Origin of the sequence: Sinorhizobium psoraleae (genome assembly GCF_013283645.1) — a bacterium.
Classification (GTDB): Bacteria; Pseudomonadota; Alphaproteobacteria; order Rhizobiales; family Rhizobiaceae; genus Sinorhizobium; species Sinorhizobium psoraleae.
Map to the genome: position 1 here is coordinate 186411 of NZ_JABEKV010000001.1, position 22525 is coordinate 208935.

20 protein-coding genes and 1 riboswitch are annotated in these 22525 nt (G+C 62.5%); of the genes, 13 read left to right on the forward strand and 7 right to left on the reverse strand.

Annotated features, from left to right (window positions below; genetic code table 11):
* The first annotated feature begins 161 nt into the window (after window positions 1–161).
* Window positions 162–347 (forward strand): 50S ribosomal protein L32, encoded by a 186-nt coding sequence (rpmF, locus tag ILFOPFJJ_RS00735; RefSeq protein ID WP_012067326.1) that lies wholly within the window; start codon window positions 162–164, stop codon window positions 345–347.
* Window positions 348–569: 222 nt separating this feature from the next.
* Here the strand turns inward: rpmF and phaR are convergent, their stop codons facing one another.
* The gene (gene phaR / locus ILFOPFJJ_RS00740; protein ID WP_136505331.1) at window positions 570–1148 is read right to left on the reverse strand and encodes a polyhydroxyalkanoate synthesis repressor PhaR; all 579 of its coding nucleotides are present in this window, start codon (window positions 1146–1148) and stop codon (window positions 570–572) included.
* 19 nt (window positions 1149–1167) lie between these two features.
* Window positions 1168–1374, reverse strand: coding sequence for a hypothetical protein (locus tag ILFOPFJJ_RS00745; RefSeq protein ID WP_173508681.1), 207 nt, complete (start codon window positions 1372–1374; stop codon window positions 1168–1170).
* Between ILFOPFJJ_RS00745 and ILFOPFJJ_RS00750 the strand changes: the two genes are divergently transcribed.
* The 7 genes from ILFOPFJJ_RS00750 to ILFOPFJJ_RS00780 all read left to right on the forward strand — a co-directional run bounded on the left by ILFOPFJJ_RS00750 (window position 1373) and on the right by ILFOPFJJ_RS00780 (window position 10449).
* The gene (locus ILFOPFJJ_RS00750; protein ID WP_173508682.1) at window positions 1373–2554 is read left to right on the forward strand and encodes an acetyl-CoA C-acetyltransferase; all 1182 of its coding nucleotides are present in this window, start codon (window positions 1373–1375) and stop codon (window positions 2552–2554) included. The genes ILFOPFJJ_RS00745 and ILFOPFJJ_RS00750 overlap by 2 nt on opposite strands.
* A 178-nt stretch (window positions 2555–2732) precedes the next feature.
* Window positions 2733–3458, forward strand: a complete 726-nt coding sequence (locus ILFOPFJJ_RS00755) for a beta-ketoacyl-ACP reductase (RefSeq protein ID WP_173508683.1) — start codon at window positions 2733–2735, stop codon at window positions 3456–3458.
* Window positions 3459–4154: 696 nt separating this feature from the next.
* Complete coding sequence (locus ILFOPFJJ_RS00760; protein WP_173510113.1) at window positions 4155–7121, forward strand: helicase-related protein; 2967 nt, start codon at window positions 4155–4157, stop codon at window positions 7119–7121.
* Between the two features lie 7 nt (window positions 7122–7128).
* Complete coding sequence (locus tag ILFOPFJJ_RS00765) at window positions 7129–7542, forward strand: Hsp15 family ribosome-associated heat shock protein (protein WP_173508684.1); 414 nt, start codon at window positions 7129–7131, stop codon at window positions 7540–7542.
* A gap of 299 nt (window positions 7543–7841) precedes the next feature.
* Window positions 7842–8180 (forward strand): ferredoxin FdxA, encoded by a 339-nt coding sequence (gene fdxA, locus ILFOPFJJ_RS00770; protein ID WP_173508685.1) that lies wholly within the window; start codon window positions 7842–7844, stop codon window positions 8178–8180.
* A 410-nt stretch (window positions 8181–8590) separates the two neighbouring features.
* Window positions 8591–9160: a CarD family transcriptional regulator gene (locus ILFOPFJJ_RS00775; RefSeq protein ID WP_173508686.1), complete on the forward strand. Its 570-nt coding sequence runs from the start codon at window positions 8591–8593 to the stop codon at window positions 9158–9160.
* 422 nt (window positions 9161–9582) lie between these two features.
* Complete coding sequence (locus ILFOPFJJ_RS00780; protein WP_173508687.1) at window positions 9583–10449, forward strand: RNA polymerase factor sigma-32; 867 nt, start codon at window positions 9583–9585, stop codon at window positions 10447–10449.
* A 132-nt stretch (window positions 10450–10581) separates the two neighbouring features.
* Here the strand turns inward: ILFOPFJJ_RS00780 and ILFOPFJJ_RS00785 are convergent, their stop codons facing one another.
* The 4 genes from ILFOPFJJ_RS00785 to thiB all read right to left on the reverse strand — a co-directional run bounded on the left by ILFOPFJJ_RS00785 (window position 10582) and on the right by thiB (window position 15876).
* Window positions 10582–12093, reverse strand: a complete 1512-nt coding sequence (locus ILFOPFJJ_RS00785) for a M48 family metalloprotease (RefSeq protein WP_173508688.1) — start codon at window positions 12091–12093, stop codon at window positions 10582–10584.
* A gap of 396 nt (window positions 12094–12489) precedes the next feature.
* Complete coding sequence (locus ILFOPFJJ_RS00790) at window positions 12490–13218, reverse strand: thiamine ABC transporter ATP-binding protein (RefSeq protein WP_173508689.1); 729 nt, start codon at window positions 13216–13218, stop codon at window positions 12490–12492.
* Window positions 13215–14819: a thiamine/thiamine pyrophosphate ABC transporter permease ThiP gene (gene thiP, locus ILFOPFJJ_RS00795; protein WP_173508690.1), complete on the reverse strand. Its 1605-nt coding sequence runs from the start codon at window positions 14817–14819 to the stop codon at window positions 13215–13217. The genes ILFOPFJJ_RS00790 and thiP overlap by 4 nt, the downstream gene beginning before the upstream one ends.
* Window positions 14820–14850: 31 nt before the next feature.
* Window positions 14851–15876, reverse strand: coding sequence for a thiamine ABC transporter substrate binding subunit (gene thiB, locus ILFOPFJJ_RS00800; protein ID WP_173508691.1), 1026 nt, complete (start codon window positions 15874–15876; stop codon window positions 14851–14853).
* Window positions 15877–15925: 49 nt separating this feature from the next.
* A riboswitch (TPP riboswitch) is annotated at window positions 15926–16039 on the reverse strand.
* 188 nt (window positions 16040–16227) lie between these two features.
* Here thiB and ILFOPFJJ_RS00805 point away from each other — a divergent pair.
* The 5 genes from ILFOPFJJ_RS00805 (at window position 16228) to ILFOPFJJ_RS00825 (ending at window position 21214) form a co-directional block, all read left to right on the forward strand.
* Window positions 16228–16713, forward strand: a complete 486-nt coding sequence (locus ILFOPFJJ_RS00805) for a GNAT family N-acetyltransferase (protein ID WP_173508692.1) — start codon at window positions 16228–16230, stop codon at window positions 16711–16713.
* 175 nt (window positions 16714–16888) lie between these two features.
* The gene (locus ILFOPFJJ_RS00810; RefSeq protein WP_173508693.1) at window positions 16889–17539 is read left to right on the forward strand and encodes a thiamine diphosphokinase; all 651 of its coding nucleotides are present in this window, start codon (window positions 16889–16891) and stop codon (window positions 17537–17539) included.
* 4 nt (window positions 17540–17543) lie between these two features.
* Complete coding sequence (locus tag ILFOPFJJ_RS00815) at window positions 17544–19370, forward strand: ABC-F family ATP-binding cassette domain-containing protein (RefSeq protein WP_173508694.1); 1827 nt, start codon at window positions 17544–17546, stop codon at window positions 19368–19370.
* A gap of 117 nt (window positions 19371–19487) precedes the next feature.
* Window positions 19488–19979 (forward strand): MarR family winged helix-turn-helix transcriptional regulator, encoded by a 492-nt coding sequence (locus ILFOPFJJ_RS00820; protein ID WP_173508695.1) that lies wholly within the window; start codon window positions 19488–19490, stop codon window positions 19977–19979.
* Window positions 19976–21214, forward strand: a complete 1239-nt coding sequence (locus tag ILFOPFJJ_RS00825) for a multidrug effflux MFS transporter (RefSeq protein ID WP_173508696.1) — start codon at window positions 19976–19978, stop codon at window positions 21212–21214. The genes ILFOPFJJ_RS00820 and ILFOPFJJ_RS00825 overlap by 4 nt, the downstream gene beginning before the upstream one ends.
* A gap of 76 nt (window positions 21215–21290) precedes the next feature.
* On the opposite strand, the gene ILFOPFJJ_RS00830 is transcribed toward ILFOPFJJ_RS00825, so the two are convergent.
* On the reverse strand, window positions 21291–22508 hold the full coding sequence (locus ILFOPFJJ_RS00830; protein WP_173508697.1) for an argininosuccinate synthase: 1218 nt from the start codon (window positions 22506–22508) through the stop codon (window positions 21291–21293).
* Window positions 22509–22525: the final 17 nt, after the last annotated feature.

Sequence of the window (22525 nt, forward strand, 5' to 3'; positions counted from 1 at the left end):
GCGGGCGCTCCGTTCCCGTCTCGAATCGAAAATTTGTGTACGGGGACTGGTCAAACTGCGGTCGGCCATGTATAAGCGCGCGAAATTCCGAGATCGACATCTGTTTGACCCGGCCATTTTCGGCTGCTGAACAGTGTTTTGCCCGATAAGTGGAGAATGAAATGGCTGTACCGAAAAGAAAAACGAGCCCGTCCAAGCGTGGCATGCGCCGTTCCGCTGACGCCCTCAAGGCTCCGACCTACATCGAAGACAAGAACTCTGGCGAACTGCGCCGTCCGCACCACATCGACCTGAAGACCGGCATGTATCGCGGTCGCCAGGTTCTGACGCCGAAGGAAAGCGCATAAGCGCTGCCGTTCGCTGATGAAGTTCAAGGGCTGGCTTTGCCGGCCCTTTTCTTTGGCGCGCATCACCGCCCTTGGCGCACGCACGAAATCCGGAGGGAGCCCACCGGCCGCCGCCGTATTCCCGCTTCCCATCTCTTGGAAATCGCCCCGTTCGCGATTTTTGGACCGTTGATCCCGGCTCTTCGCGATCCGGGTGTAACGCTTCGATCGGGTGCCGGGAGGTCAGCCGAGATTGTCGAGCTTCGTCTGAAGGGCGCGCAACTGTTCCTTGAGCTCGTCGATATCCTTCGCCTCGGCCTTTTTCGTTTCCTTGGCCGGCGGGGCGGCCATGAAGGGCGAGAACATCTGCATGGCCTGGTGGAACATTTCGGTGTTCCGCCGCACCTGCTCCTCGACCAATTGCAGCGGCACCTGCAGGTTCTTGCCAAGCGGCGTGTCGCCGAACGCCTTGTTGATCTGCTCGCGCATCTGCGCCTGCTGTTCGGTGAAGGCCTGCATCGAGTGTTCGAGGTAGCTCGGCACCACCATCTGCATCTGGTCGCCGTAGAAGGAAATCAGCTGGCGGAGGAAGGAAATCGGCAGAAGCGTGTTGCCGGTCTTGGATTCCTGCTCGAAGATGATCTGCGTCAGCACGGAGTGGGTGATGTCTTCGCCGGACTTCGCGTCCTGCACCACGAATTCCTCACCCTTCTTCACCATCACGGCCAGGTCGTCGAGGGTTACATAGGTGCTGGTGCCGGTATTGTAGAGGCGCCGGTTCGCATATTTCTTGATAACGATCTGGCCTTCGTTCTTCGCCATCAGGGTCTCCTCTTACCCATCATCCCGTCTTTATTGTATTTTTCAGAGTATCCGCAAAATCGAGGCTCTGACAATCTCTTTGTGCAATGCGGCGACGCACGTGCGAAATATGGTGCTCGCGCGAAGCGTGAAGCTTTTGCGGCAGCGCATCAAGGCGTTTGACTTGCGCTCCAGGCTTTGCCAGTCTGCTTGCATCAGGCAAACGAAATATGAGGAAACGTCCCATGAGCAATCCCTCCGTCGTGATCGCCAGCGCGGCTCGCACCGCCGTCGGGTCCTTTAACGGTGCCTTCGGCAACACAACCGCGCACGAGTTGGGCGCCGGTGTCATCAAGGCGGTGCTCGAGCGGGCGGGCGTCGATGCGGCAGAGGTGGACGAGGTGATCCTCGGTCAGGTTCTTCCCGCCGGCGAAGGGCAGAACCCGGCGCGGCAGGCCGCGATGAAGGCTGGACTCCCGCAGGAAAAGACGGCTTGGGGCATGAACCAGCTTTGCGGTTCGGGCCTGCGGGCCGTCGCGCTCGGCATGCAGCAGATCGTGACCGGCGATGCGGATATCATCGTGGCCGGCGGCATGGAGTCGATGTCGATGGCGCCGCATTGCGCACACCTTCGCGGCGGCGTGAAAATGGGCGACTTCAAGATGATCGACACGATGATCAAGGACGGACTGACGGATGCCTTCTACGGCTACCACATGGGCATCACCGCCGAGAACGTCGCGCGCAAGTGGCAGCTTACCCGTGAAGAGCAGGACGAATTCGCGCTTGCTTCGCAGAACAAGGCCGAAGCCGCGCAGAAGGCCGGTCGTTTCTCCGACGAGATCGTGCCCTTCATCGTGAAGACTCGTAAGGGCGATGTGACGGTCGATCAGGACGAATACATCCGTCACGGCGCGACACTCGATTCGATGGCCAAGCTTCGCCCCGCCTTCGACAAGGAGGGAACGGTGACCGCCGGAAACGCGTCCGGCTTGAACGACGGCGCGGCCGCGACGCTCTTGATGACCGAAGCGCAGGCGGAAAAGCGCGGCATTCAGCCGCTTGCCCGCATCGTCTCCTGGGCAACGGCCGGTGTCGATCCGCAGGTCATGGGTACCGGGCCGATCCCCGCTTCCCGCAAGGCGCTGGAGAAGGCCGGCTGGTCGGTCGGCGACGTGCAACTCGTGGAGGCGAACGAAGCCTTCGCGGCACAGGCCTGTGCGGTCAACAAGGACCTCGGCTGGGATCCGTCGATCGTTAACGTCAATGGCGGTGCTATCGCGATCGGCCATCCGATCGGCGCTTCCGGTGCCCGCGTTCTCAACACGTTGCTCTTCGAGATGAAGCGGCGCGGCGTTTCCAAGGGCCTCGCCACCTTGTGCATCGGTGGCGGCATGGGCGTCGCCATGTGCGTCGAGCGCCTGTAACCGGCCGCAATAATATGCAGCGGGCCGGCCGAACAGTTTTCCGGTGCATTTGCCGGTCTTCCGGCCCGCTGTCCCTATGTGACATCCGCGAAATTGATCGAGCACATGTGGCCCGTCTATGCTGGGCCGCGTGCGGATTACCTATGCAAAATTGAAATCAACCTTGTGGGAGGCGAGCATGAGCAGGGTAGCGTTGGTTACGGGTGGATCCCGCGGCATCGGTGCAGCCATTTCGGTGGCTTTGAAAGCGGCGGGATACAAGGTGGCTGCGAACTATGCCGGCAACGACGAGAAGGCTCAGGCCTTCAAGCAGGAGACCGGCATCCCCGTCTACAAATGGGACGTCTCCAACTATCAGGCCTGCGCCGACGGTATCGCGCAGGTGGAGGCCGATCTCGGGCTGGTCGACGTTCTCGTCAACAATGCCGGCATCACGCGCGATGCGATGTTCCACAAGATGACGCCGGAACAATGGGGCGAAGTGATCAGCACCAATCTGACCGGCCTCTTCAACATGACGCATCCGCTCTGGTCAGGAATGCGCGACCGCGGTTTCGGACGCGTCATCAACATCTCCTCGATCAACGGCCAGAAAGGGCAGATGGGGCAGGCGAATTATTCCGCGGCGAAGGCGGGCGATCTCGGCTTCACCAAGGCGCTGGCGCAGGAAGGGGCGGCAAAGGGAATCACCGTCAACGCAATCTGCCCCGGCTATATCGGCACGGAGATGGTCAGGGCCGTACCGGAAAAGGTGCTCAACGAACGCATCATTCCGCAGATCCCCGTCGGGCGTCTCGGCGAACCGGAAGAAATCGCGCGCTGCGTCGTGTTCCTCGCATCGGACGACGCCGGTTTCATCACCGGCTCGACGATTTCGGCCAATGGTGGCCAGTTCTTCGTCTGACAAGGGCGACACAAAACACATCATCTCTCGCGGCGCCCTTTGGGGCGCCGCATTTGTTTTCTGACCGCAGGCAGGATCGCTCGACCAAATGTTAACAGCCCAGTTGAGCGGTGTTCGGATTCAAAAAATCGAGCCATGATTCTATTGTCCAGAAGGCACGTGAGCCCCTATATGTTGTGGTGAACAAAACGGGAAAGTGGCCGTGTCGGCGATTCGTCGCCGATTCGTTCCGGCTTTGGTCGAAAGGTTAAGGCGACGATTCTCATTCCTTGATTCGCCGAGTCCGCAGACGAATCCGGGTTAAAATTTTCTAAACTTTCCAGAGTCTTGGATTCGGAATCCTTGATGGCGATTAACGATCTGGAAGGAAACATTAACGCTGCCGACGGCGTCGGTTTGCACGATGTTCCAGCAGATTCAGCATGTGGTGCGACTCTTGCTCTGGCGAACTACATGTAGCCGTGAACATACAGTGAATCGGCGTGAGTCAGCGATTCGTCGCTGATTCGTTCCACCGCTGTTCCAAGTGTTAATGTGGAGGCACGAAATATGCCTCCCGGAGGAGGCCGTAAGTGGTTTTAATTGCCCGCGCCCCTTGCGTTTGCCCCGGAGCGTGGGCATGTGTTCCCCGCCGGCACGTGAAGGCGCGCCGGCTCGTTGAGAATGCCCGGGATCGATGAAGTGTCCTTTCAATCCATGATCCTGAGTGGTCGCGGCGTGACCGCGGTGCTCGGGCCAACCAACACCGGCAAGACACACTATGCGATCGAGCGCATGGTTGCGCATGACAGCGGCGTCATCGGTCTGCCGCTGCGTCTGCTCGCGCGCGAGGTCTATACGCGTCTCGTCGAAAAGGTCGGCCACCATAACGTCGCGCTGATCACCGGCGAGGAGAAGATCACGCCGCACCGCGCGCGCTATTCGGTCTGCACAGTCGAAGCCATGCCGCGCGAGACGACGGCGTCGTTCGTCGCAATCGACGAGGTGCAGCTTGCCGCCGACCTGGAGCGTGGCCACATCTTCACCGACCGCCTGCTGCATCTGCGCGGCCGTGGGGAAACGCTGCTGCTCGGTGCCGCGACTATGCGGCCGATTCTCCAGCAGCTGCTGCCGGGGATCACGATCATCGAGCGCCCGCGCCTGTCGCAGCTTCTCTATGCCGGGTCGAAAAAAATCACCCGACTCCCGCATCGTTCCGCAATCGTCGCTTTCTCGGCGGACGAGGTTTATGCGATCGCCGAGCTTATCCGGCGACAGCGCGGCGGCGCCGCCGTCGTGCTTGGGGCGCTGTCACCGCGCACTCGCAACGCCCAGGTCGCGCTCTATCAGGAGGGAGACGTCGAGTACTTGGTGGCGACCGATGCCATCGGCATGGGACTCAATCTCGACGTCGATCATGTCGCCTTCGCGCAGGACCGGAAGTTCGACGGTTATCAGTACCGGAATCTCAACCCGGCAGAACTCGCCCAGGTCGCGGGGCGCGCAGGCCGGCATGTGCGGGATGGAACCTTCGGCGTCACCGGACGCGTCGATCCTTTCGACAACGAACTCGTGCATCGCATGGAGTCGCACGAATTCGATACCGTCAAGGTCTTGCAATGGCGCTCCAAGGCGGTCGATTATTCCTCGCTGAAGGCGCTCAAGAAAAGCCTCGAGGCGGCGCCGGCTGTTGCCGGCCTGACGCGTGCGCTTCCGGCCGTCGATCAGCAGGCGCTGGAGCATCTGATGCGCTATCCCGAGATCGTTGACGTCGCGACCACGGCCGAGCGGGTCGAGACGCTCTGGGAAGCCTGTGCGCTGCCCGACTACCGGCGCATAACGCCGGCGCAGCACGCCGACCTGATTTCGACGATCTACGCCGATCTCATTCGCGAGGGCACGGTAAACGAAGACTTCATGGCCGAGCAGGTCCGCCGCGCGGATCACACCGACGGCGAGATTGACACACTTTCGGCGCGAATTGCGCAGATCAGGACCTGGACCTATGTGTCCAATCGGCCCGGATGGCTTGCCGATCCGACACACTGGCAAGAAAAGACGCGGGAAATTGAAGATCGATTGTCCGACGCGCTACATGAAAGGTTGACGAAACGCTTTGTTGATCGCAGGACATCTGTGCTCATGAAGCGCCTGAGAGAGAATGCGATGCTGGAAGCTGAAATCAGTGTGAATGGTGATGTCTTCGTCGAGGGACACCACGTAGGCCAATTGACCGGGTTCCGGTTCACGTTGGCGGCCGGTGGCGAGGGGTCGGATGCGAAGGCCGTCCAGGGCGCTGCCCAGAAGGCGCTTGCGCTCGAATTCGAGGCGCGGGCCGCCCGCCTGCACGCGGCCGGCAATGGTGATCTGGCGCTTTCGTCGGACGGCCTCGTGCGCTGGCTCGGCGATCCGGTTGCGCGGCTTACCGCCAGCGACCACGTCATGCGTCCCCGCGTCATTCTACTGGCGGACGAGCAGCTCCAGGCCAATGCCCGCGAGCATGTGCTGGCCCGGATCGAACGGTTCGTCAATCACCATATCGGCACGGTGTTGAAGCCGCTTGACGACATTTCCCGGGCTGAGGACCTCGAAGGTCTCGCGAAGGGCCTGGCCTTCCAGCTCGTCGAGAATCTCGGCGTCCTTTTCCGTCGCGACGTCGCCGAGGAGGTGAAGTCGCTGGACCAGGACGGCCGCGCGTCTATCCGCAAATATGGCGTTCGCTTCGGCGCCTATCATATCTTCCTGCCGGCTCTCTTGAAGCCGGCGCCGGCGGAGCTGATCACGCTGCTCTGGGCATTGAAGAATGATGGACTCGACAAGCCCGGCTACGGCGAACTCATTCCGATGCTTGCCGCCGGCCGTACCTCTGTCGTCACAGATCCGTCGTTCGAGCGGACATTCTACAAGCTCGCGGGCTTCCGGTTCCTCGGCAAACGGGCTGTGCGGATCGACATCCTCGAGCGGCTCGCCGATCTCATCCGCCCGTTGCTGCAATGGAAACCCGGCGTCGAGCCGCGTCCGGAAGGCGCCTATGATGGCCGCCGCTTCACGGCGACGACCTCGATGCTGTCCATTCTCGGCGCAACGCCGGACGACATGGAAGAGATCCTCAAGGGACTTGGCTATCGCGCCGACAGCGTGACCGCCGAAGAGGCGGCTGCGTTCCTAGCAAGCCAACGCGGCGAAGTGGCCTCTTCGGAGACTCCGGCCGAAAGCGTTGAGACCGAAAGCGCCGATGCGGACGCAAAGCCGGAGGGCGAACCGGCCGACGCGGAACAGGCGGACGCTCCGGCAGCGGAAGCAACCGGCGACGTACCGGCTGAAGCAAGTCAGGTGGAAGAGCCTGCCGAAGCCAAGCTCGTGCTCCTTTGGCGTCCCGGCACGCGCCAGGACAACCAGCGTCAGGGCGGTCGCCATCAGGGCGATCAACGCCGCGGCGGCCAGCGTCACGGCCAGGGCGAAGGCAGGGAAGGTGGCCGCAAGGGCGGAGCGCCCATGCGCGGCAAGGCACAGGAGAGCAGACCGGCTGGCGGCCAGCGCAAGGATCGGCCCGACCGGCATGATCGGGGCGGCAAGCCGGGCGGCCAGAAATTCGAGGGGCGCCCGCCGCGCAAGGAAAAGCCGCTGGATCCGGATTCGCCCTTTGCCAAGCTTGCCGCTCTCAAGGAGCAACTGAAAAAGTAGGAATGCAATGGAGAAACAGCCACCGTCCGCGCCCGCATCTCGTCAGCGGCTCGACAAGTGGCTGTTCTTTGCGCGGCTGATCAAATCGCGCTCGCTCGCCCAAAAGGCGATAGAGTCCGGTCATGTCGCGGTCAATGGCGCTCGGGTGACGCAATCCTCCGCTCAAATAAAGGCGGGCGATACGCTCGAATTGTCGCTGGAGCGGCGAGATATCGTCGTTCGCGTGCTCTTGCCTGGAACACGGCGGGGGCCTTACGAGGAAGCCCGCTTGCTTTATGAGGACCTGACGCCGCCGGTCTCATCCCCGAGACTCACGGCCTTCGAGCAGGCGACGCGCGAACGAGGCGCGGGGCGCCCGACGAAGCGGGAACGGCGCGAGACGGATCGCCTCAAGCCGGACCTCGGCGAGCAGGACGACTGAGCTCGCCAGCAGGCGGTTTCCGTGCCGTCGCGCCTGCGGAATCGACCGCATCCGCGGTTTTGGATCGAAGCAACCGGAAATCATCCCGCTCTAGAAAAACTCTGCCCGCTTCCCGGCAAATGGCGCATGGATTATTCTTGCAATGGCCATCCAAAGCCTTTACCTGACAAGCCACGTTGAGTGGCATTCGGGTCTCGTCCGGCAGCTATGCGCGCCGAACATTCCTAGCATGCATGGACGACGAGCATCACCATTGATTGCCGTCTGCCATCAAATGTGAGCATTGGCTGGAGTACCTCATGACGTATGTCGTGACCGACAATTGCATTCGCTGCAAGTATACGGACTGCGTGGAAGTCTGCCCGGTGGACTGCTTCTACGAAGGGGAGAATTTCCTCGTCATCCACCCCGATGAGTGCATCGATTGCGGCGTGTGCGAGCCGGAATGTCCCGCCAATGCGATCAAGCCGGACACCGAGCCGGGTCTCGACATGTGGTTGAAATTGAACGCTGATTTTTCCACGAAGTGGCCGAATATCACGGTGAAGCGGGATCCGCTGCCGGAGGCCAAGGAGATGGATGGCGTCGACGGGAAATACGAGAAGTATTTCTCCTCCGAGCCGGGAAAGGGCGACTGACGCTAGTTGCCCGTGCTCGGTTCGCCGACGCTGACGAACGGATATAAAGCGAGGGCCGAAATCTGGGGAAATCCGGCCTCAGCCTCACAAGCGCGAGCACGGCAGCTTGATCGCTGCCATGCAGCAAATTATTGATTTGCGCACTTTTTTGTGATAGCTTCCCTTTACTGATCCACCGAGGGTGTTTTTGCGCGCCCGAAAACCATCACGAAAGCAAACGATCTCCACGGCGCGGCTCTTCCCAAATACGCAACGTACCGTTGCTTGCGACCGCGATACATGAGGCCGTTTGCGTTCCGTTGGACGGACCAGGATTGACCCCACCCGGCGGTATCCCCGTCTATCCCGGGCCTGACCGACCCGGCCCCGGCCTTTGAGGCCGGGTGCGCAATAGGGAGTTTTTGAAACGAATGACGACCCAGCAGAAAAAATCTTCAACGCGCCAAGGCTTCAAGACCGGTGAATCGATCGTTTATCCGGCACACGGTGTTGGCCAGATCGTCGCGATTGAGGAGCAGGAAGTCGCTGGCATGAAGCTCGAGCTTTTTGTCATCGATTTCGAGAAGGACAAGATGCGTCTCAAGGTGCCGGTGGCGAAGGCCGTCACGATCGGCATGCGCAAGCTGTCCGAAACAGATTTCGTCGATCGTGCGCTGAAGGTCGTGCAGGGCAAGGCACGCGTTAAGCGGACCATGTGGTCCCGTCGTGCCCAGGAATACGATGCCAAGATCAATTCCGGCGATCTCATCTCCATCGCGGAAGTGGTGCGCGACCTCTACCGCGCGGAAAACCAGCCGGAACAGTCCTATTCCGAACGCCAGCTTTATGAAGCCGCCCTTGATCGCATGGCGCGCGAAATCGCTGCCGTGAACAAGATGTCGGAAACGGAGGCAGTACGTCTCGTCGAGGCAAACCTGAACAAGGGGCCGAAGCGCGGCAAGGCCATCGACGACGAGGACACCCAGGACGAGGCCGCTTAAGCCACTGTCCCACCACGCTGCATGTCTTAAAATCGGCGACGATTTAAGAAAACTGCGGCAAGACACGACCAAAAGCCCGGCCCTTGCGCCGGGCTTTTTCTTTCCGCTCGGCTCGCGGCGCTATAGCCGGCGATCGGATCTCTGCAGAAACAATCATCCCGAAATCATCGCAAGCGAGGGAACTTTTTGCGCTGGCACGCGTTTAGGAGGGCCGGTGCGAAGGTGTTCACCTTTGCTGCCCGGACGGCCTTGGTTCTGTGATGTTTCACCGTTTCAGGTTCGTATCTTCGATTTAGGGCGCCGCATCGGTTCTTCAAGCACGACCATAGCGCTCGCCGTTCCTGTCGCCGGATGCTCCGACAAGCGTTTGGCCCTTCGAGTTCAATCGTTAACGGCGCCCGGCGCCAGCTACGGAGCGATCGATGAAGACCCTTACAGCAGACAGGCGCATGATCAAGATTGCCATGGACGCGCCCTATCTCGAACGGGAAGAGGAGCATGCGCTGGCGCAGGCCTGGAGGAACGACAACGATCAGGAAGCGCGCAACAAGATCGCCATGTCGCACATGCGCCTGGTGATCGCCATGGCGGCCAAGTTCCGCAGCTTCGGGTTGCCGATGAGCGACCTTGTCCAGGAGGGGCATGTAGGCCTGCTGGAGGCTGCCGCACGTTTCGAGCCAAGTCGGGAGGTTCGCTTCTCGACCTATGCCACGTGGTGGATCCGCGCATCGATGCAGGACTACGTCCTGCGCAACTGGTCGATCGTCCGCGGGGGGACAAGCTCGGCGCAAAAGGCGCTATTCTTCAACCTGCGGAGATTGCGCGCGCGCCTTGCCCAAGGAGACAGGCAGCTGACCTCGCAGGCGGTGCATGAGGAGATTGCCGCAGCGCTTGGCGTCAGCCTTGCCGACGTACAGACGATGGATGCGCGCCTGTCCGGAAGCGATGCGTCGCTGCAGGCCCCCGTCGGTCACGGCGATTCAGACGGCGGCGAGCGGCTCGACTTTCTTGCGAGCGAAGCGCCGCTCCCCGACGAACAGGTCAGCGACATGATCGACGGCGAGCGCGCCCGGCGTTGGCTTCATATCGCGCTCGGCGAACTGAGCGAGCGCGAGATGAAGATCATCCGCGCCCGCCGTCTATCGGAAGACGGCGCGACGCTGGAGGAGCTCGGCGTCCACCTCGGCATCTCGAAGGAGCGCGTCAGGCAGATCGAAACCCGGGCGCTCGAAAAGTTGCGCGCTGCACTCGCTGCCAAGGCGCCGGCATTGACATCCGGCATACACTGACGACCATCGTGGCGCTTGCAGCGCCACGCGTCTTTTCAGACGCATGGCGCTGCTTAAATCGATTCCGATTTAAGGAACCATCCAGTAAGCCAACCAATTCAAAGAATTGCGCACTCGCCAGCCTGTCGGGTGCTACTCCGCAATGATCTTCACCTTGTCACCGGGCTTGACGGTGGAGGTGATCTGCATGGCGTTGATCAAGCGGAAGAGATCGAGTTTGCGATCCGTTCCCATCATCCGGGCGGCGAGCGTCGCCATCGTGTCGCCTGACCTCACAGTAACCACGCGGATCCGCAGCGGCTTCAGCGATTGAACCTCCGCCTGCGTCATCCGGCGGAAGGAGCCGCGCAACTGACTCGCCGTGCCTTCGAGCGCGCTTGATCCCTTGGGTACGGCGGTCAGGAAACGGTAGATTTGGTTGTCGATACGGATCACGGTGACATCGAAGTCCCAGCGATCGGCGGACGCCCGCGCCGTTGCAGCCTCGAGACCATTGACGGAGATCGGGCGAATTGTATCGGGCTGCAGGCCGGTCACCCAGCCGCTGGCGATGTAGTCGGTGAGGCTGCGCCGTGCCGTGTCGGCCACACCGTCAAAGCGGATGGCGATGTCGCCCGGGCCGGTCGCGAGCACCGCCTCGGCCTTGTTGTCGATCTGAAAGCCGACCGGAACGTCGAAGCGGATGCCGAGCTGGCCGTGCAGGAATGTCTGGCCGCGGACATAGCCCTCCTGCGGGCTGTCGCCGTAGAGAAGCCCGTCGATGCCGGCCAGATAGTAATCGCGCCCGCGATCGCCGATCGCGCTTTCGACGCCGAAGGCGCGCGCGTGCCGGCGCGCCAGCTCCACCCGCTGCGGGGCGTTCGGATGGCTCGACAGGAAGTCGAGACTCTGGTCGGATTCCGGATCGACCGCCGTGAAGCGGGCGTAGGCCGCCATCGAATCGAGGAAGCGGCCGGCGGCATAAGGGTCGTATCCCGCCTCTCCGAGCATGCGAACGCCGATCACGTCGGCCTGGAGCTCCTGATTGCGCGAGAAGGCGGCGAGCCGCAGCTTGCCGCGGGCGAGCGCCTGTTTTCCCGCCAGATTCGAGGAAAGCACCTCGGAGACGACCCGGCTCGCGATCACCTCGGCCTCTTCGCGCTGCTGGCGCTCGATGCCGTGGTTGGCGGTGACGTGCGCCATCTCGTGCGAGAGCACGGCAGCGACCTCCGAAGCGTCGTTGGCAAGAGCCAGAAGGCCGCGCGTGACATAAAGATAGCCGCCCGGGAGCGCGAAGGCGTTGATCGCCGGCGAATTGAGAATGGTGATGCGATAGGACTGCTGCGGATTTTCCGAAACCGCCGTCAGAGCGCCGGTGATGCGCGCCACCAGCCGTTCGGTCTTGGCGTCCTTGTATTCGCCGCCATAGCTCGCGACGATCCGCGGGTGCTCGCGCGCACCCAGCTGGGCGCGCGGATCGTTCTTCTGCACTTCCTCGACGATCTGCGGATTTGACGAGGGGGTGACGGTCGGCTCGTAGGCCTGTTCGATCATCGACTGGCAGGCCGACAGGAGCGTGGTCGCCAGGAATACAACCAATACTCGTGCGTTCTTGCCGCCGCGTCGCGTCGGAATCCGGCCGTCGATGACTGTCTGCCTAACCATGCCTCAGCCCGTTCCCCTCCGCCGGCGCGTGCCACAGCCCGGGCGCCGGCGTTGAAAAAATCCTACCTTTTCAGCCGGATACAGCGCTCCAGCCTGGGTGTTCCAGCCATGATCGTGCTGTATCGATTTCAGCGCCGTCTGCCTAGCTGATCCCCGTAGAAATAGTTGCCCCGTGGTATCACAGCAACGGATGCGCGAACATCGCGCTGCCTGCGGATATTCCGCGCGTCGCACAGCGCGGCGGTCAAATTGTGGCGAACGGCGATTTTCGAAAATTCTCTGCAGTGCCGTGCGTCTCCTGGGCGCACAAAGGGCCGCTGTAACACTTCAAATTGCTGCATGTTCTTAAAATCGGCTCCGATTTAAGGGAACATGCATTGGCGAGACCGACCGGCCTCATTCGCGGCCGAGGAACCGATTGATCGCCGTCACGTCGCGCCGTTCGACAAAGCGCTCGACTGGGTCATGTGCGATGATACGCCCCTGATCGAGAAAAAGCACGCTGTCGGCAAGTAGCTTCACGTCATCGGGATGATGCGTGATCATCAGGATCGTGTTGCCCTCCTCTGCATGGAGGTCGCGCAACAATTCGCGCATTTCCGCCCTCATACCCGGGTCGAGAGCGGCAAATGGTTCATCAACCAGGAGCAGCGGACGATGGCGCACGAGCGCGCGTGCAAGCGCCACGCGCTGGCGCTCGCCGCCGGAAAGCGTCGGCGGCAACCTGCCGCCGAAGCCGGCGAGGCCGACGCGCTTCAACGCATCGGCCACCTTCGCACGGTCGACGGCGGACAGGCGCATTGTCGGGCTGATGCCGAGGCCGACATTGGTCGCGGCGTCGAGATGGGCAAAGAGGTTGTGTTCCTGGAAGATAACCGATACCGGGCGTTCCGCCGGCAGATGACCGGCCATCTCTTCTCCAAGAATGTGGACGTCGCCCCGTTCCGGTTCCTCGAATCCGGCGATGACGTTGAACAGTGTGGATTTCCCCGAACCCGATGCGCCTGCGACCGCGACGATCTGCCCGGCCGGAATCACGCAGTCGAACAGGAGTGTCGTCGTTTCGAAACGGACCTCGACGTCCTTGAGCATGACGGCCGGGGAAGGGGAGACTGTCGAGTTCATGCGCTTCTTCCTTCGCGCGCTCCATCCTCTCCCGCCGTGCCAAGCACGGTGAGGACCAGGCAGATGAGGCCGAGCATCAATGCAAGCCCTGCGGCGTCGGCGGTGCGGTAGCTTCCCATGCGGCTGTAGAGCAGCCAAGGCAAGGTCGTCATGTCCTGCGATCCGAACAGGGCCACCGCTCCAAGATCGCCGAGAGACAAGGCCATGGCGAAAGAGAACGCCATCAGGAAGGGTTTGCGCAGCGGCGGCCAGTCGATCCATCGCAGGCGATGAAAGCCCACTATGCCGAGGCTCGCCGCCAGTCGATCCGTGCGTGCCGCATGGGTGGCCATCGCCGGCGCGAGCACGCGGTGAACGAAGGGAAGCGCCATCAGCGCATTGATGGCGACGACGACGGCGGGGGCAAAACGCGCGACGTCGCCGAATGGTCGCAAAAGCAGGAACCAGCCCGCGCCGAGAACGACCGGCGGCACCAGCAGGATGAAGGAACTACTGGCGCTGATTGTGCCGGCAAGTCCGCGAGCAGCGGCCCCGGCGTGCCGTCGCATCAGGGCCACCTGCTGCGCCCGGATCATCACGGCCGTGGCCCCGACGGATACCGCAGCCGAAAGCAGGGCAATCACGGCACTGGTGGCGAGCGCGCGATGAAATGCCGGATCGCGGAGGAGCCTCGCCAAATCCGCCTGCAGGCCGGAATAGGCGATTGCGACGAACGGCAGGCCGACGAAGATGAGCGCAAGAATGAGCCAGAGCGCGTCGGCGAGCCGTGATCGCCCGCGCAAGCCGTCAAACCGCCTCGTTGCCTTGCCGCTCGTTTCGCTCTCCTGCGGTGGCGGCGCAACGAACTTCAGAACGAGAAGCAGCGCGCCTGTCAACGCGATCTGCAGCCCGGAAAGGGCGATCGCCCGCGGAGGGTCGAAGTCGAAACGCAGCGCCTGATAGATCGCCACCTCGATCGTGCTTGCGGCGGGACCGCCGCCGAGCGTCAGTACGAGCGTGAAGCTGGTGGCGCAAAGCATGAAGATCAGACCGGCGATGCCGGGCAGCAGTCCCCGGATCGCCGGCCATTCGATCAAGCGGAAGACTGCGGCCGAGGGCATTCCGAGATTTGCGGCAGTGCGCCAGTATTCCCCCGGTATCCGCTCGATCCCGGCAAGCATCAGCCGCGCCGCGAGCGGCATGTTGAAGAAGACGTGGGCGAGAAGAATGCCGAAGAGACCATAGATGCTGATCGGCTCCTCGAGCCCGAGCGCGACGAGGCCAGTATTCAGAAAACCCTGACGGCCCCAGACCTGAATGAGGCCGAGCGCCGCGACCAGCGCCGGCAGGCCGAGCGGCAGCGCCATCAGCCGAAGCAACCAGATGCGGCCGGGAAAAGATGCCTGGCGGGCGAGCGCGCGTGCCACGGGGATCGCAAAAAGGACGGAGAGGATCGTCGAGAGGCTCGCCTGAAGCAGTGTGAAGCGGGTGACGCGCCAGACATAGGGGTCGAAGAGGGCGCCGGCATCACCGCCGCCGGATTGGGCGAGGAGGACGATGACGGCGAGGCCGACGAACAGCAGAATGCCGCCGAGGCTGAAAACCCCGGCGGCAATTGTCATCCGTTTTTCGGCAGCACCGGACAATCCCGCCTCAGTTCTTGCTCATGGCGGTCAGCCATTCGTCGATCCACGCCTTGCGGTTGGCCGCGACTTCCTCGGAAGACATCAGAAATGTCTTTTCCGGATTGACGAGCTTGCCGAAGGCGTCCGGCAGAGGTTCCCTGGTTGCCGCCACCGGCATCATCCAGTTGGTCGTCGGAATGATCGACTGGAAGTCGGGGCCGGTCATGAAGGCCAGAAACTCCTTGGCGAGTTCCGGCTCCCTCGCGTTCTTCGTCATGCCGGCCACTTCGATCTGGATGTAGTGCCCCTCGGCGAAGGAAGCGGCCTGATAGCGCTCGGTGTTTTCCGTCACCATGTGGTAGGCAGGCGAGGTGGTATAGGAGAGCACCATCGGCGCTTCGCCCTTGGTGAAGAGGCCGTAGGCTTCCGACCAGCCGGGGGTCACGGTCAGCACGCGGTTCTTGAGCTTGACCCAGGCGGCGGCGGCCTCCTCTCCATAGACGGACTTCACCCAGAGCAGCAGTCCCAGGCCCGGGGTCGAGGTGCGGGGATCCTCGATGACGATCTTTTGCGAAGGATCGCCCTCGACCAGTTCCTTCAGGCTCATCGGCGGGTTCTTCAGCGTTTCGGTATCGTAGATCACGGCGAAATGGCCGTAGTCGTAGGGGATGAAAATTTCGTCCGAAAAGTTGCCCGGAACTTTGACGGCGGAAGTGTCGAGGCCGTGCGGCGCGAAAAAGCCTGTCGCCTTGGCTTCCGCGACGAGATTGGTATCGAGGCCAAGCACGATATCGGCCTTCGTTTGGTCGCCTTCGAGCTTCAGTCGGGTCAGAAGCTCGACGCCGTCGGCGACACCGACATAGTCGACGTCGCAGCCGCAGGTCTTCTCGAAGGCCTCGGCGACTTTCGTGCCCGGCCCCCATTCGGTGATGAAACTCTCATAGGTGTAGATCGTCAGCTTCTTTTCGGCGGCGCCGGCGCCGAACGGCAAGGCTGCCGCGATTGCAGTTAGCGCGAGCCGGCTAAGCAAGTTGGTGTAAAGCGGACTGGACATGACGGGCACCTCTCTCCCTCTTGTTGATGTTGCGGGATAAGGGCGCATCGGTCCGATCGCTTCTAATCCCTCCGCCGGTATGAACCGGATCAGGTTCCGCGGGTTGGCTTGAGCCTCTCAGCCTTGGTTCCGCAAGCGGACCGAGGCACCCCGTTAGAGCAGCAAAGATTTAGCTTTCGGCGGCAGGTCTGGCAAGCCGGGTTTCGGCGGAAACATTTGCCGTCCAAGCCATCTGCGCTATTAAACCAAACAACTGTCGGCGGCGTTTGTTCGCCTGCTGCAGCAATTCAACGTACAGCGTCCTTTGCGCGTCCAATCAGACGCGCGGCGATGTAGCCGGGAGATACTTTCATGCCAGACATGCTCGTTCGCCTCTATGCCTTGCCTGAAAGGCGCGCTTCCCGGCTCGGGCCCGGCATCAGCGTTCGCCGGGCGATGGCTCCGGAACGCGGGATAGTGCTTGCCTGGATCGAAGAGCGGTTTGGCGCCGGTTGGGTCGGCGAGGCTGAAGCCGCTTTCTCGTCAATGCCGACCAGAATTCACATCGCCGTCCACGAAGGCCGCGTCGTCGGCTTCGCTTGCCATGACGTGACGGCGCTTGGCTTCTTCGGGCCGACGGGCGTCGAGGAAAGCATGCGTGGTCAGGGGATCGGCGAGGCGTTGCTCATCGAGAGCCTGATGGCGATGCGCGCCGCGGGCTACGGCTATGCCGTCATCGGCGGCGTCGGTCCCGCCGATTTCTATGCCCGTGCAGTCGGTGCCGTGGAGATACCGGATTCGACGCCCGGTATTTATGCGGGCATGCTCTTTCCCGGCGAAGCCCCATCGGAAAGCTGATGCGCAGCCTTTGCTGCCGCAAAATGGCTTTCGGCCTTTAGACCGGGAAAAGTGCGCACGGTTTTTCGCGCGCGTCCCGCTCTAAGCCATTAGAATCGATCACGGTTATGATTTTGGTCGATTCGACCCAAAATCATCGTGATCTGGTCGTGCCTTTGCGCTATGGGCTTCTGCCATGGCCCAATCGACCTTCACTATCCTTCTCGGCGGTACGCTTACCCGCACCGAGCGGCTTGCGAGCCAGCTTTCGGGTAGCCGCTTCATTGCGGCCGACGGCGGCATGCGCCACGCGAGCACGCTTGGCATCGTTCCCGAACTCTGGGTCGGCGATTTCGACTCGACCGACGATGCGTTGCTTGCCGAGTTCACCGATGTTCCGCGCGAGAGCTATCCGGCGGCAAAAAGCGCGACCGACGGGGAGATCGCGGTCGAGGCTGCGGTCGCGCGCGGCGCAACGTCGCTGATCTTCGCCGGCGCCCTCGGCGGCACCAGAAGCGACCACGCCTTCCTGCATCTGCTGCGAGCCGTGGCGATCGCCGAAGAGGGGCTGCCGGCGCTGATGACCTCCGGCGAGGAGGAAGCCTATCCGCTGCTGCCCGGCGCGCGGGAGATCGATCTCCCGAAAGGCAGCCTTTTCTCAATTCTCGGGCTCAGTGCGCTTTCCGGCCTTTCCATCGAAAACGCCCGTTATCCGCTCGAGGGCTTCGCCTTGCCCTTCGGTTCCTCCCGGACCATTTCCAACATTGCGGAGGGACCGGTCCGCTTTTCCTTGAAATCCGGCCGGGCGGTTATTCTCGCCCGTCCCTATGATCTTTCCGGAGCCTGAAGCCTTGGCGCCACCCATTCTGAAGCTCGATGACATCTTCCTGACCTTCGGCGGCGCGCCGCTGCTTGCGGGCGCCAACCTGCAGGTCGAGCCTGGCGACCGCATCTGCCTCGTCGGGCGCAACGGCTCCGGCAAGTCCACACTCATGAAGATGGCCGCCGGCCTCGTCGAACCGCAATCAGGCGAAATCTTCCGTCATCCCTCGGCGACCGTTCGCTATCTGCATCAGGCGCCGGATTTCGAAGGCTTCGACACCGTCCAGGCCTATGCGGAAGCGGGGCTCGGCCCGGGTGACGATCCCTATCGCGTCGCCTATCTGCTGCAGCATCTTGGGCTGACAGGCGAGGAGGATCCGAAGCGGCTCTCGGGGGGCGAGGCGCGGCGTGCGGCACTTGCCCGTGTGCTGGCACCGGAGCCGGACATCCTGCTCCTCGACGAGCCCACCAACCATCTCGATCTCCCGACCATCGAATGGCTGGAGGACGAACTCACCCGCAGCCGCTCGGCACTCGTGCTCATCTCGCACGACCGGCGCTTTCTCGAAAAGGTCTCGACGGCGACCGTCTGGCTCGACCGGGGCCAGTCGCGCCGGCTCGACCGCGGCTTTGGCCATTTCGAGGCGTGGCGTGACGAGGTGCTGGAGGCCGAGGAACTGGAGCAGCACAAGCTCGGCAAGGCGATCGAGCGCGAGGAGCATTGGCTGCGCTACGGCGTCACGGCCCGGCGCAAGCGCAATATGCGTCGTCTTGGCGAACTGCAGGACATGCGGACGCGTTATCGCGGCCACAAGGGGCCGCAGGGCACGGTGCAGGCTGCGGCGGCGGACGCCAAGGAATCCGGCAAGCTCGTCATCGAAGCGGAAAAGATCACCAAGGCTTATAGCGATCGCACGATCGTCGCGCCCTTCTCGATCCGTGTCCACCGCGGCGACCGGATCGGCCTCGTCGGCCCGAATGGCGCCGGCAAGACGACGCTGCTCAAACTTCTGACCGGCCAGATCGAGCCGGACTCCGGAACCGTCAAGCTCGGAACCAACCTCGAGATGGCGACGCTCGACCAGAAGCGCGAGGACCTGAACCTAGACGAGACGCTGGCGCACTACCTGACCGACGGCCGTGGCGACAACCTCCTCGTCAATGGCGAGCAGCGCCACGTCACCGGCTACATGAAGGACTTCCTCTTCCAGCCGGAGCAGGCCCGCACGCCGATCCGCGAACTTTCGGGCGGCGAGCGCGCGCGGCTGATACTGGCGCGCATCCTGGCGCGCGCCACCAACCTTCTGATCCTCGACGAGCCGACCAACGACCTCGACATCGAAACGCTCGACCTCCTGCAGGAGATCGTCGCCGGTTTCGCCGGTACGGTGATCCTCGTCAGCCACGACCGCGATTTTCTCGACCGTACGGTGACCTCGACCATCGCGCCGGCCAATCCGGAGGCGCCGGACGGTCGCTGGATCGAATATGCGGGCGGCTATTCCGACATGATGGCGCAGCGCAAAGGTGCGATCGAAGAGAGGCGGAAGGTCGAAAAGGCGGAAAAGGCAAAGTCGAGCGATGCTCCGGCTGCGCCGTCCGAAGCGCCGAAGGCCAAGGGCAAGCTCTCCTACAAGCAGAAGTTTGCGCTCGAAAACCTGCCGAAGGAGATCGCCAGGACCGAAGCAGAGATCGCCAAGCACGAAGAGAAGATGGCCGACCCCAATCTCTTTTCGAAAGACCCGAATGGCTTTGCGAAAATTGCCGCCGAACTGGAGAAGTTGAGGGAAGGGCTCGCGCGCATGGAAGAGGAATGGCTGGAGCTTGAAATGCTGCGCGAGGAACTCGAGGGCTGACCCCACAGCGCCACGCGTCTTATCAGACACGCAAAGGACGCTGCAGCACTCGCTCGTTGAACGGCTGCGTCCGATATGGTAAGGAAACCTTATTATTTCCGCTCATGAATGATTGTGATGCCGATAAAGATCGAATCCGAAACGATCGGGATGCTGTTGACTGATGTCTCCCGGCTGCTGCGCGGCGCGTTCGACCGGAAGGTGAATGCGATGGATCTCGGGATCACGCCCGGCGAGGCCCGCACGCTGATCCAGGTCGCGCTGACCGAAGGCATCAAACAGGCGGAAATCGCCACCCGGATGGGTATAGAGCCGATGACGCTCTCGGCCTATCTCGACCGGCTCGAGGGGCTGGGGCTGGTCGCGCGTGTGCCGGATCCGGCCGATCGGCGCGCAAAAAACGTCGTCATCACCGACAGCGCCGATCCATTGTTGACGGAGCTTATGGCCGGGCTTCGCGAAATGATAAACGCCTATACCGCAGGTCTCGACGAGGCGGAGCGCGAAATGCTCTGCGGCAATCTCAGGATCCTGCGCGACAATCTCCGGCGGCTCGACCCCTGCCTCGCCGGCAAGGAAACCGGCAAGGAAAAAGGACCAGCCCAATGACGCTCAAGATGAGCGAACGGCGCACGAGCATCATCGGCGCGTTCCTGGTGGCGCTCGGCCCGGTCTCCATGGCGCTCTATACGCCAGCGATGCCGGAGCTCGTCCGCGCCTTTGCCTCGAGCGAAGCGGCGATCAAGATGACGCTATCGCTTTATTTCGGCGGCTTCGCTTTCGCCCAGCTCGTCTCGGGCACGCTCTCCGACGTCATCGGCCGCCGCCCGGCGACATTGATCTTCATGGCCATCTATCTTGCCGGCAGCCTGATGGCCGCCTTTGCACCCTCGGTCGGCGTGTTGCTGGCCGGACGCCTGGTGCAGGGGATTGGTGCCTCCGTCGGCATGACCGTGGCGCGCGCCATCGTGCGCGACCAGTTCACCGGCACCACGGCCGCCCGCATCATGAACATGATCGGGATGATGCTGGCGATCGGTCCTGCGGTTTCGCCGACGCTCGGCGGCCTTGCTCTCGGCCTCTTCGGCTGGCAGTCGATCTTCTTCCTGATGGTCGGTTTCGCGTTGATGGCCTGCTTCACCGTTCAGTTCTTCATGCTGGAAACGGTGACGCCCGACCGCAGCAAGGGGCGTATCGGGCCTATTTTCGCCGCCTATCGCGAGCTCCTGAAGGACAGCCGCTTTCTGTCGTCGACGCTGGTGATCGCCGGGGCCGTCGGCGCGCTCTATGCACAGGCGACGATGCTGCCCTTCGTCCTGATCGGGCAAGTCGGCCTGACGCCGACCGAATTCGGTGTCGGCATGCTCATGCAGTCGGGCTTCTTCTTTTCCGGCACGGTCAGCGTGCGGCTGCTGATGCGGCGCTTCACCCCGCAGGCGCTCGTCCCCGTCGGCCTTTCTTTCATCGGCGCCGCCAGCGTTCTGCTCGCCTTCACCATGCATGCGCTCGCGCCCGGTTTCCTGTCGGTGATGGCGCCGGTCGGCGTCTATGCCTTCGGCATCGCCTTCGTCATGCCTTACATGATGACCGCTGCCATGGTGCCCTTTCCGCATATCGCCGGCACGGCCTCCGCGATGATGGGCTTCATCCAGATGAGCGCGGGACTTCTCGGCGGCGCGCTTGCCGCCCTCGTCGGCGTGCCGGCGCTAGCGCTCGGCACGATCATCCCGGGCTTTGGGCTCGCCTCCATAGTCAGCTATTTCTGGTACCGCAAGACCGTTCGCCTGCGGCCATTGTCCGCGCCGGCGGCCGCCGATGACGGGCTGCGCGAAGCGGCGGAATAGACTTCCATCCGAAACAGAAAGACCGCGGCAGATTGCTCTGCCGCGGTCTTTGATTTCAAACGATTCTGCGGCCGCCTCAGCGGTTGCGCGCGGCGAGCGTGCGCAGGCGCAGCGCATTGAGCTTGATGAAGCCGGCGGCATCCTTCTGGTCGTAGGCGCCCTGGTCGTCCTCGAAGGTGACCAGCTTGTCGGAATAGAGCGACTTCGGACTTTCGCGGCCGGTGACCATGACGTTGCCCTTGTAGAGCTTCAGCGTCACTTCGCCTTCGACATGCTCCTGGCTCTTGTCGATCGCCGCCTGCAGCATTTCGCGTTCCGGCGAGAACCAGAAGCCGTAGTAGATGAGCTCGGCATAGCGCGGCATCAGCTCGTCCTTCAAGTGCGCGGCGCCGCGGTCGAGCGTGATGCTCTCGATTGCGCGATGCGCCGCCAGCAGGATGGTGCCGCCGGGCGTTTCGTAGACGCCACGCGACTTCATGCCGACGAAACGGTTCTCGACGAGATCGAGGCGGCCGATGCCGTTGTCGCGGCCGTATTCGTTGAGCTTGGCGAGAAGCGTCGCCGGCGACATGCGCACGCCGTCGATCGAAACCGCGTCGCCGCGCTCGAAGCCGACCTTGATGATGGTGGCCTTGTCGGGTGCGGCTTCCGGCGAAATCGTGCGCATATGCACGTATTCAGGGGCCTCCTGCGCCGGGTCTTCCAGCACCTTGCCCTCGGAGGAGGAGTGCAACAGGTTGGCGTCGACGGAGAAGGGGGCCTCGCCCTTCTTGTCCTTGGCGACCGGAATCTGGTGCTTCTCGGCGAATTCCAGCAGGTCCGTGCGACTCTTGAACGACCAGTCGCGCCAGGGCGCAATGATCTTGATGTCCGGGTTCAACGCATAGGCCGAGAGCTCGAAGCGGACCTGGTCGTTGCCCTTGCCGGTCGCGCCATGGGCGATCGCGTCGGCGCCGGTCTTCCTGGCGATGTCGATCAGGTGCTTGGAGATCAGCGGACGGGCGATCGAGGTGCCGAGCAGGTAGACGCCCTCATAGACGGCATTGGCGCGGAACATCGGGAACACGAAGTCCCTGACGAACTCTTCGCGCACGTCCTCGATGTAGATTTCCTTGATGCCGAGCATTTCGGCCTTCTTGCGCGCCGGTTCCAGTTCTTCGCCCTGACCGAGGTCGGCGGTGAAGGTCACCACTTCGGCGCCCAGTTCCGTCTGCAGCCACTTGAGGATGATCGAGGTGTCGAGACCGCCGGAATAGGCGAGAACGACCTTCTTCACGTCTTTGTGCGATGCCATGATGTCTGTCCGTCTGC

Excerpts from the sequence above, each read along its gene's own strand:
- ILFOPFJJ_RS00780 (WP_173508687.1), top strand. The coding sequence starts at position 9,583 with ATGAAGACCCTTACAGCAGACAGGCGCATGATCAAGATTGCCATGGAC.
- fdxA (WP_173508685.1), top strand. The coding sequence starts at position 7,842 with ATGACGTATGTCGTGACCGACAATTGCATTCGCTGCAAGTATACGGAC.
- thiP (WP_173508690.1), bottom strand. The coding sequence starts at position 14,819 with ATGACAATTGCCGCCGGGGTTTTCAGCCTCGGCGGCATTCTGCTGTTC.
- phaR (WP_136505331.1), bottom strand. The coding sequence starts at position 1,148 with ATGGCGAAGAACGAAGGCCAGATCGTTATCAAGAAATATGCGAACCGG.
- ILFOPFJJ_RS00760 (WP_173510113.1), top strand. The coding sequence starts at position 4,155 with ATGATCCTGAGTGGTCGCGGCGTGACCGCGGTGCTCGGGCCAACCAAC.
- ILFOPFJJ_RS00745 (WP_173508681.1), bottom strand. The coding sequence starts at position 1,374 with ATGGGACGTTTCCTCATATTTCGTTTGCCTGATGCAAGCAGACTGGCA.
- ILFOPFJJ_RS00830 (WP_173508697.1), bottom strand. The coding sequence starts at position 22,508 with ATGGCATCGCACAAAGACGTGAAGAAGGTCGTTCTCGCCTATTCCGGC.
- ILFOPFJJ_RS00790 (WP_173508689.1), bottom strand. The coding sequence starts at position 13,218 with ATGAACTCGACAGTCTCCCCTTCCCCGGCCGTCATGCTCAAGGACGTC.
- ILFOPFJJ_RS00750 (WP_173508682.1), top strand. The coding sequence starts at position 1,373 with ATGAGCAATCCCTCCGTCGTGATCGCCAGCGCGGCTCGCACCGCCGTC.
- thiB (WP_173508691.1), bottom strand. The coding sequence starts at position 15,876 with ATGTCCAGTCCGCTTTACACCAACTTGCTTAGCCGGCTCGCGCTAACT.
- ILFOPFJJ_RS00775 (WP_173508686.1), top strand. The coding sequence starts at position 8,591 with ATGACGACCCAGCAGAAAAAATCTTCAACGCGCCAAGGCTTCAAGACC.
- ILFOPFJJ_RS00810 (WP_173508693.1), top strand. The coding sequence starts at position 16,889 with ATGGCCCAATCGACCTTCACTATCCTTCTCGGCGGTACGCTTACCCGC.
- ILFOPFJJ_RS00765 (WP_173508684.1), top strand. The coding sequence starts at position 7,129 with ATGGAGAAACAGCCACCGTCCGCGCCCGCATCTCGTCAGCGGCTCGAC.
- ILFOPFJJ_RS00785 (WP_173508688.1), bottom strand. The coding sequence starts at position 12,093 with ATGGTTAGGCAGACAGTCATCGACGGCCGGATTCCGACGCGACGCGGC.
- ILFOPFJJ_RS00755 (WP_173508683.1), top strand. The coding sequence starts at position 2,733 with ATGAGCAGGGTAGCGTTGGTTACGGGTGGATCCCGCGGCATCGGTGCA.
- ILFOPFJJ_RS00820 (WP_173508695.1), top strand. The coding sequence starts at position 19,488 with ATGCCGATAAAGATCGAATCCGAAACGATCGGGATGCTGTTGACTGAT.
- rpmF (WP_012067326.1), top strand. The coding sequence starts at position 162 with ATGGCTGTACCGAAAAGAAAAACGAGCCCGTCCAAGCGTGGCATGCGC.
- ILFOPFJJ_RS00825 (WP_173508696.1), top strand. The coding sequence starts at position 19,976 with ATGACGCTCAAGATGAGCGAACGGCGCACGAGCATCATCGGCGCGTTC.
- ILFOPFJJ_RS00805 (WP_173508692.1), top strand. The coding sequence starts at position 16,228 with ATGCCAGACATGCTCGTTCGCCTCTATGCCTTGCCTGAAAGGCGCGCT.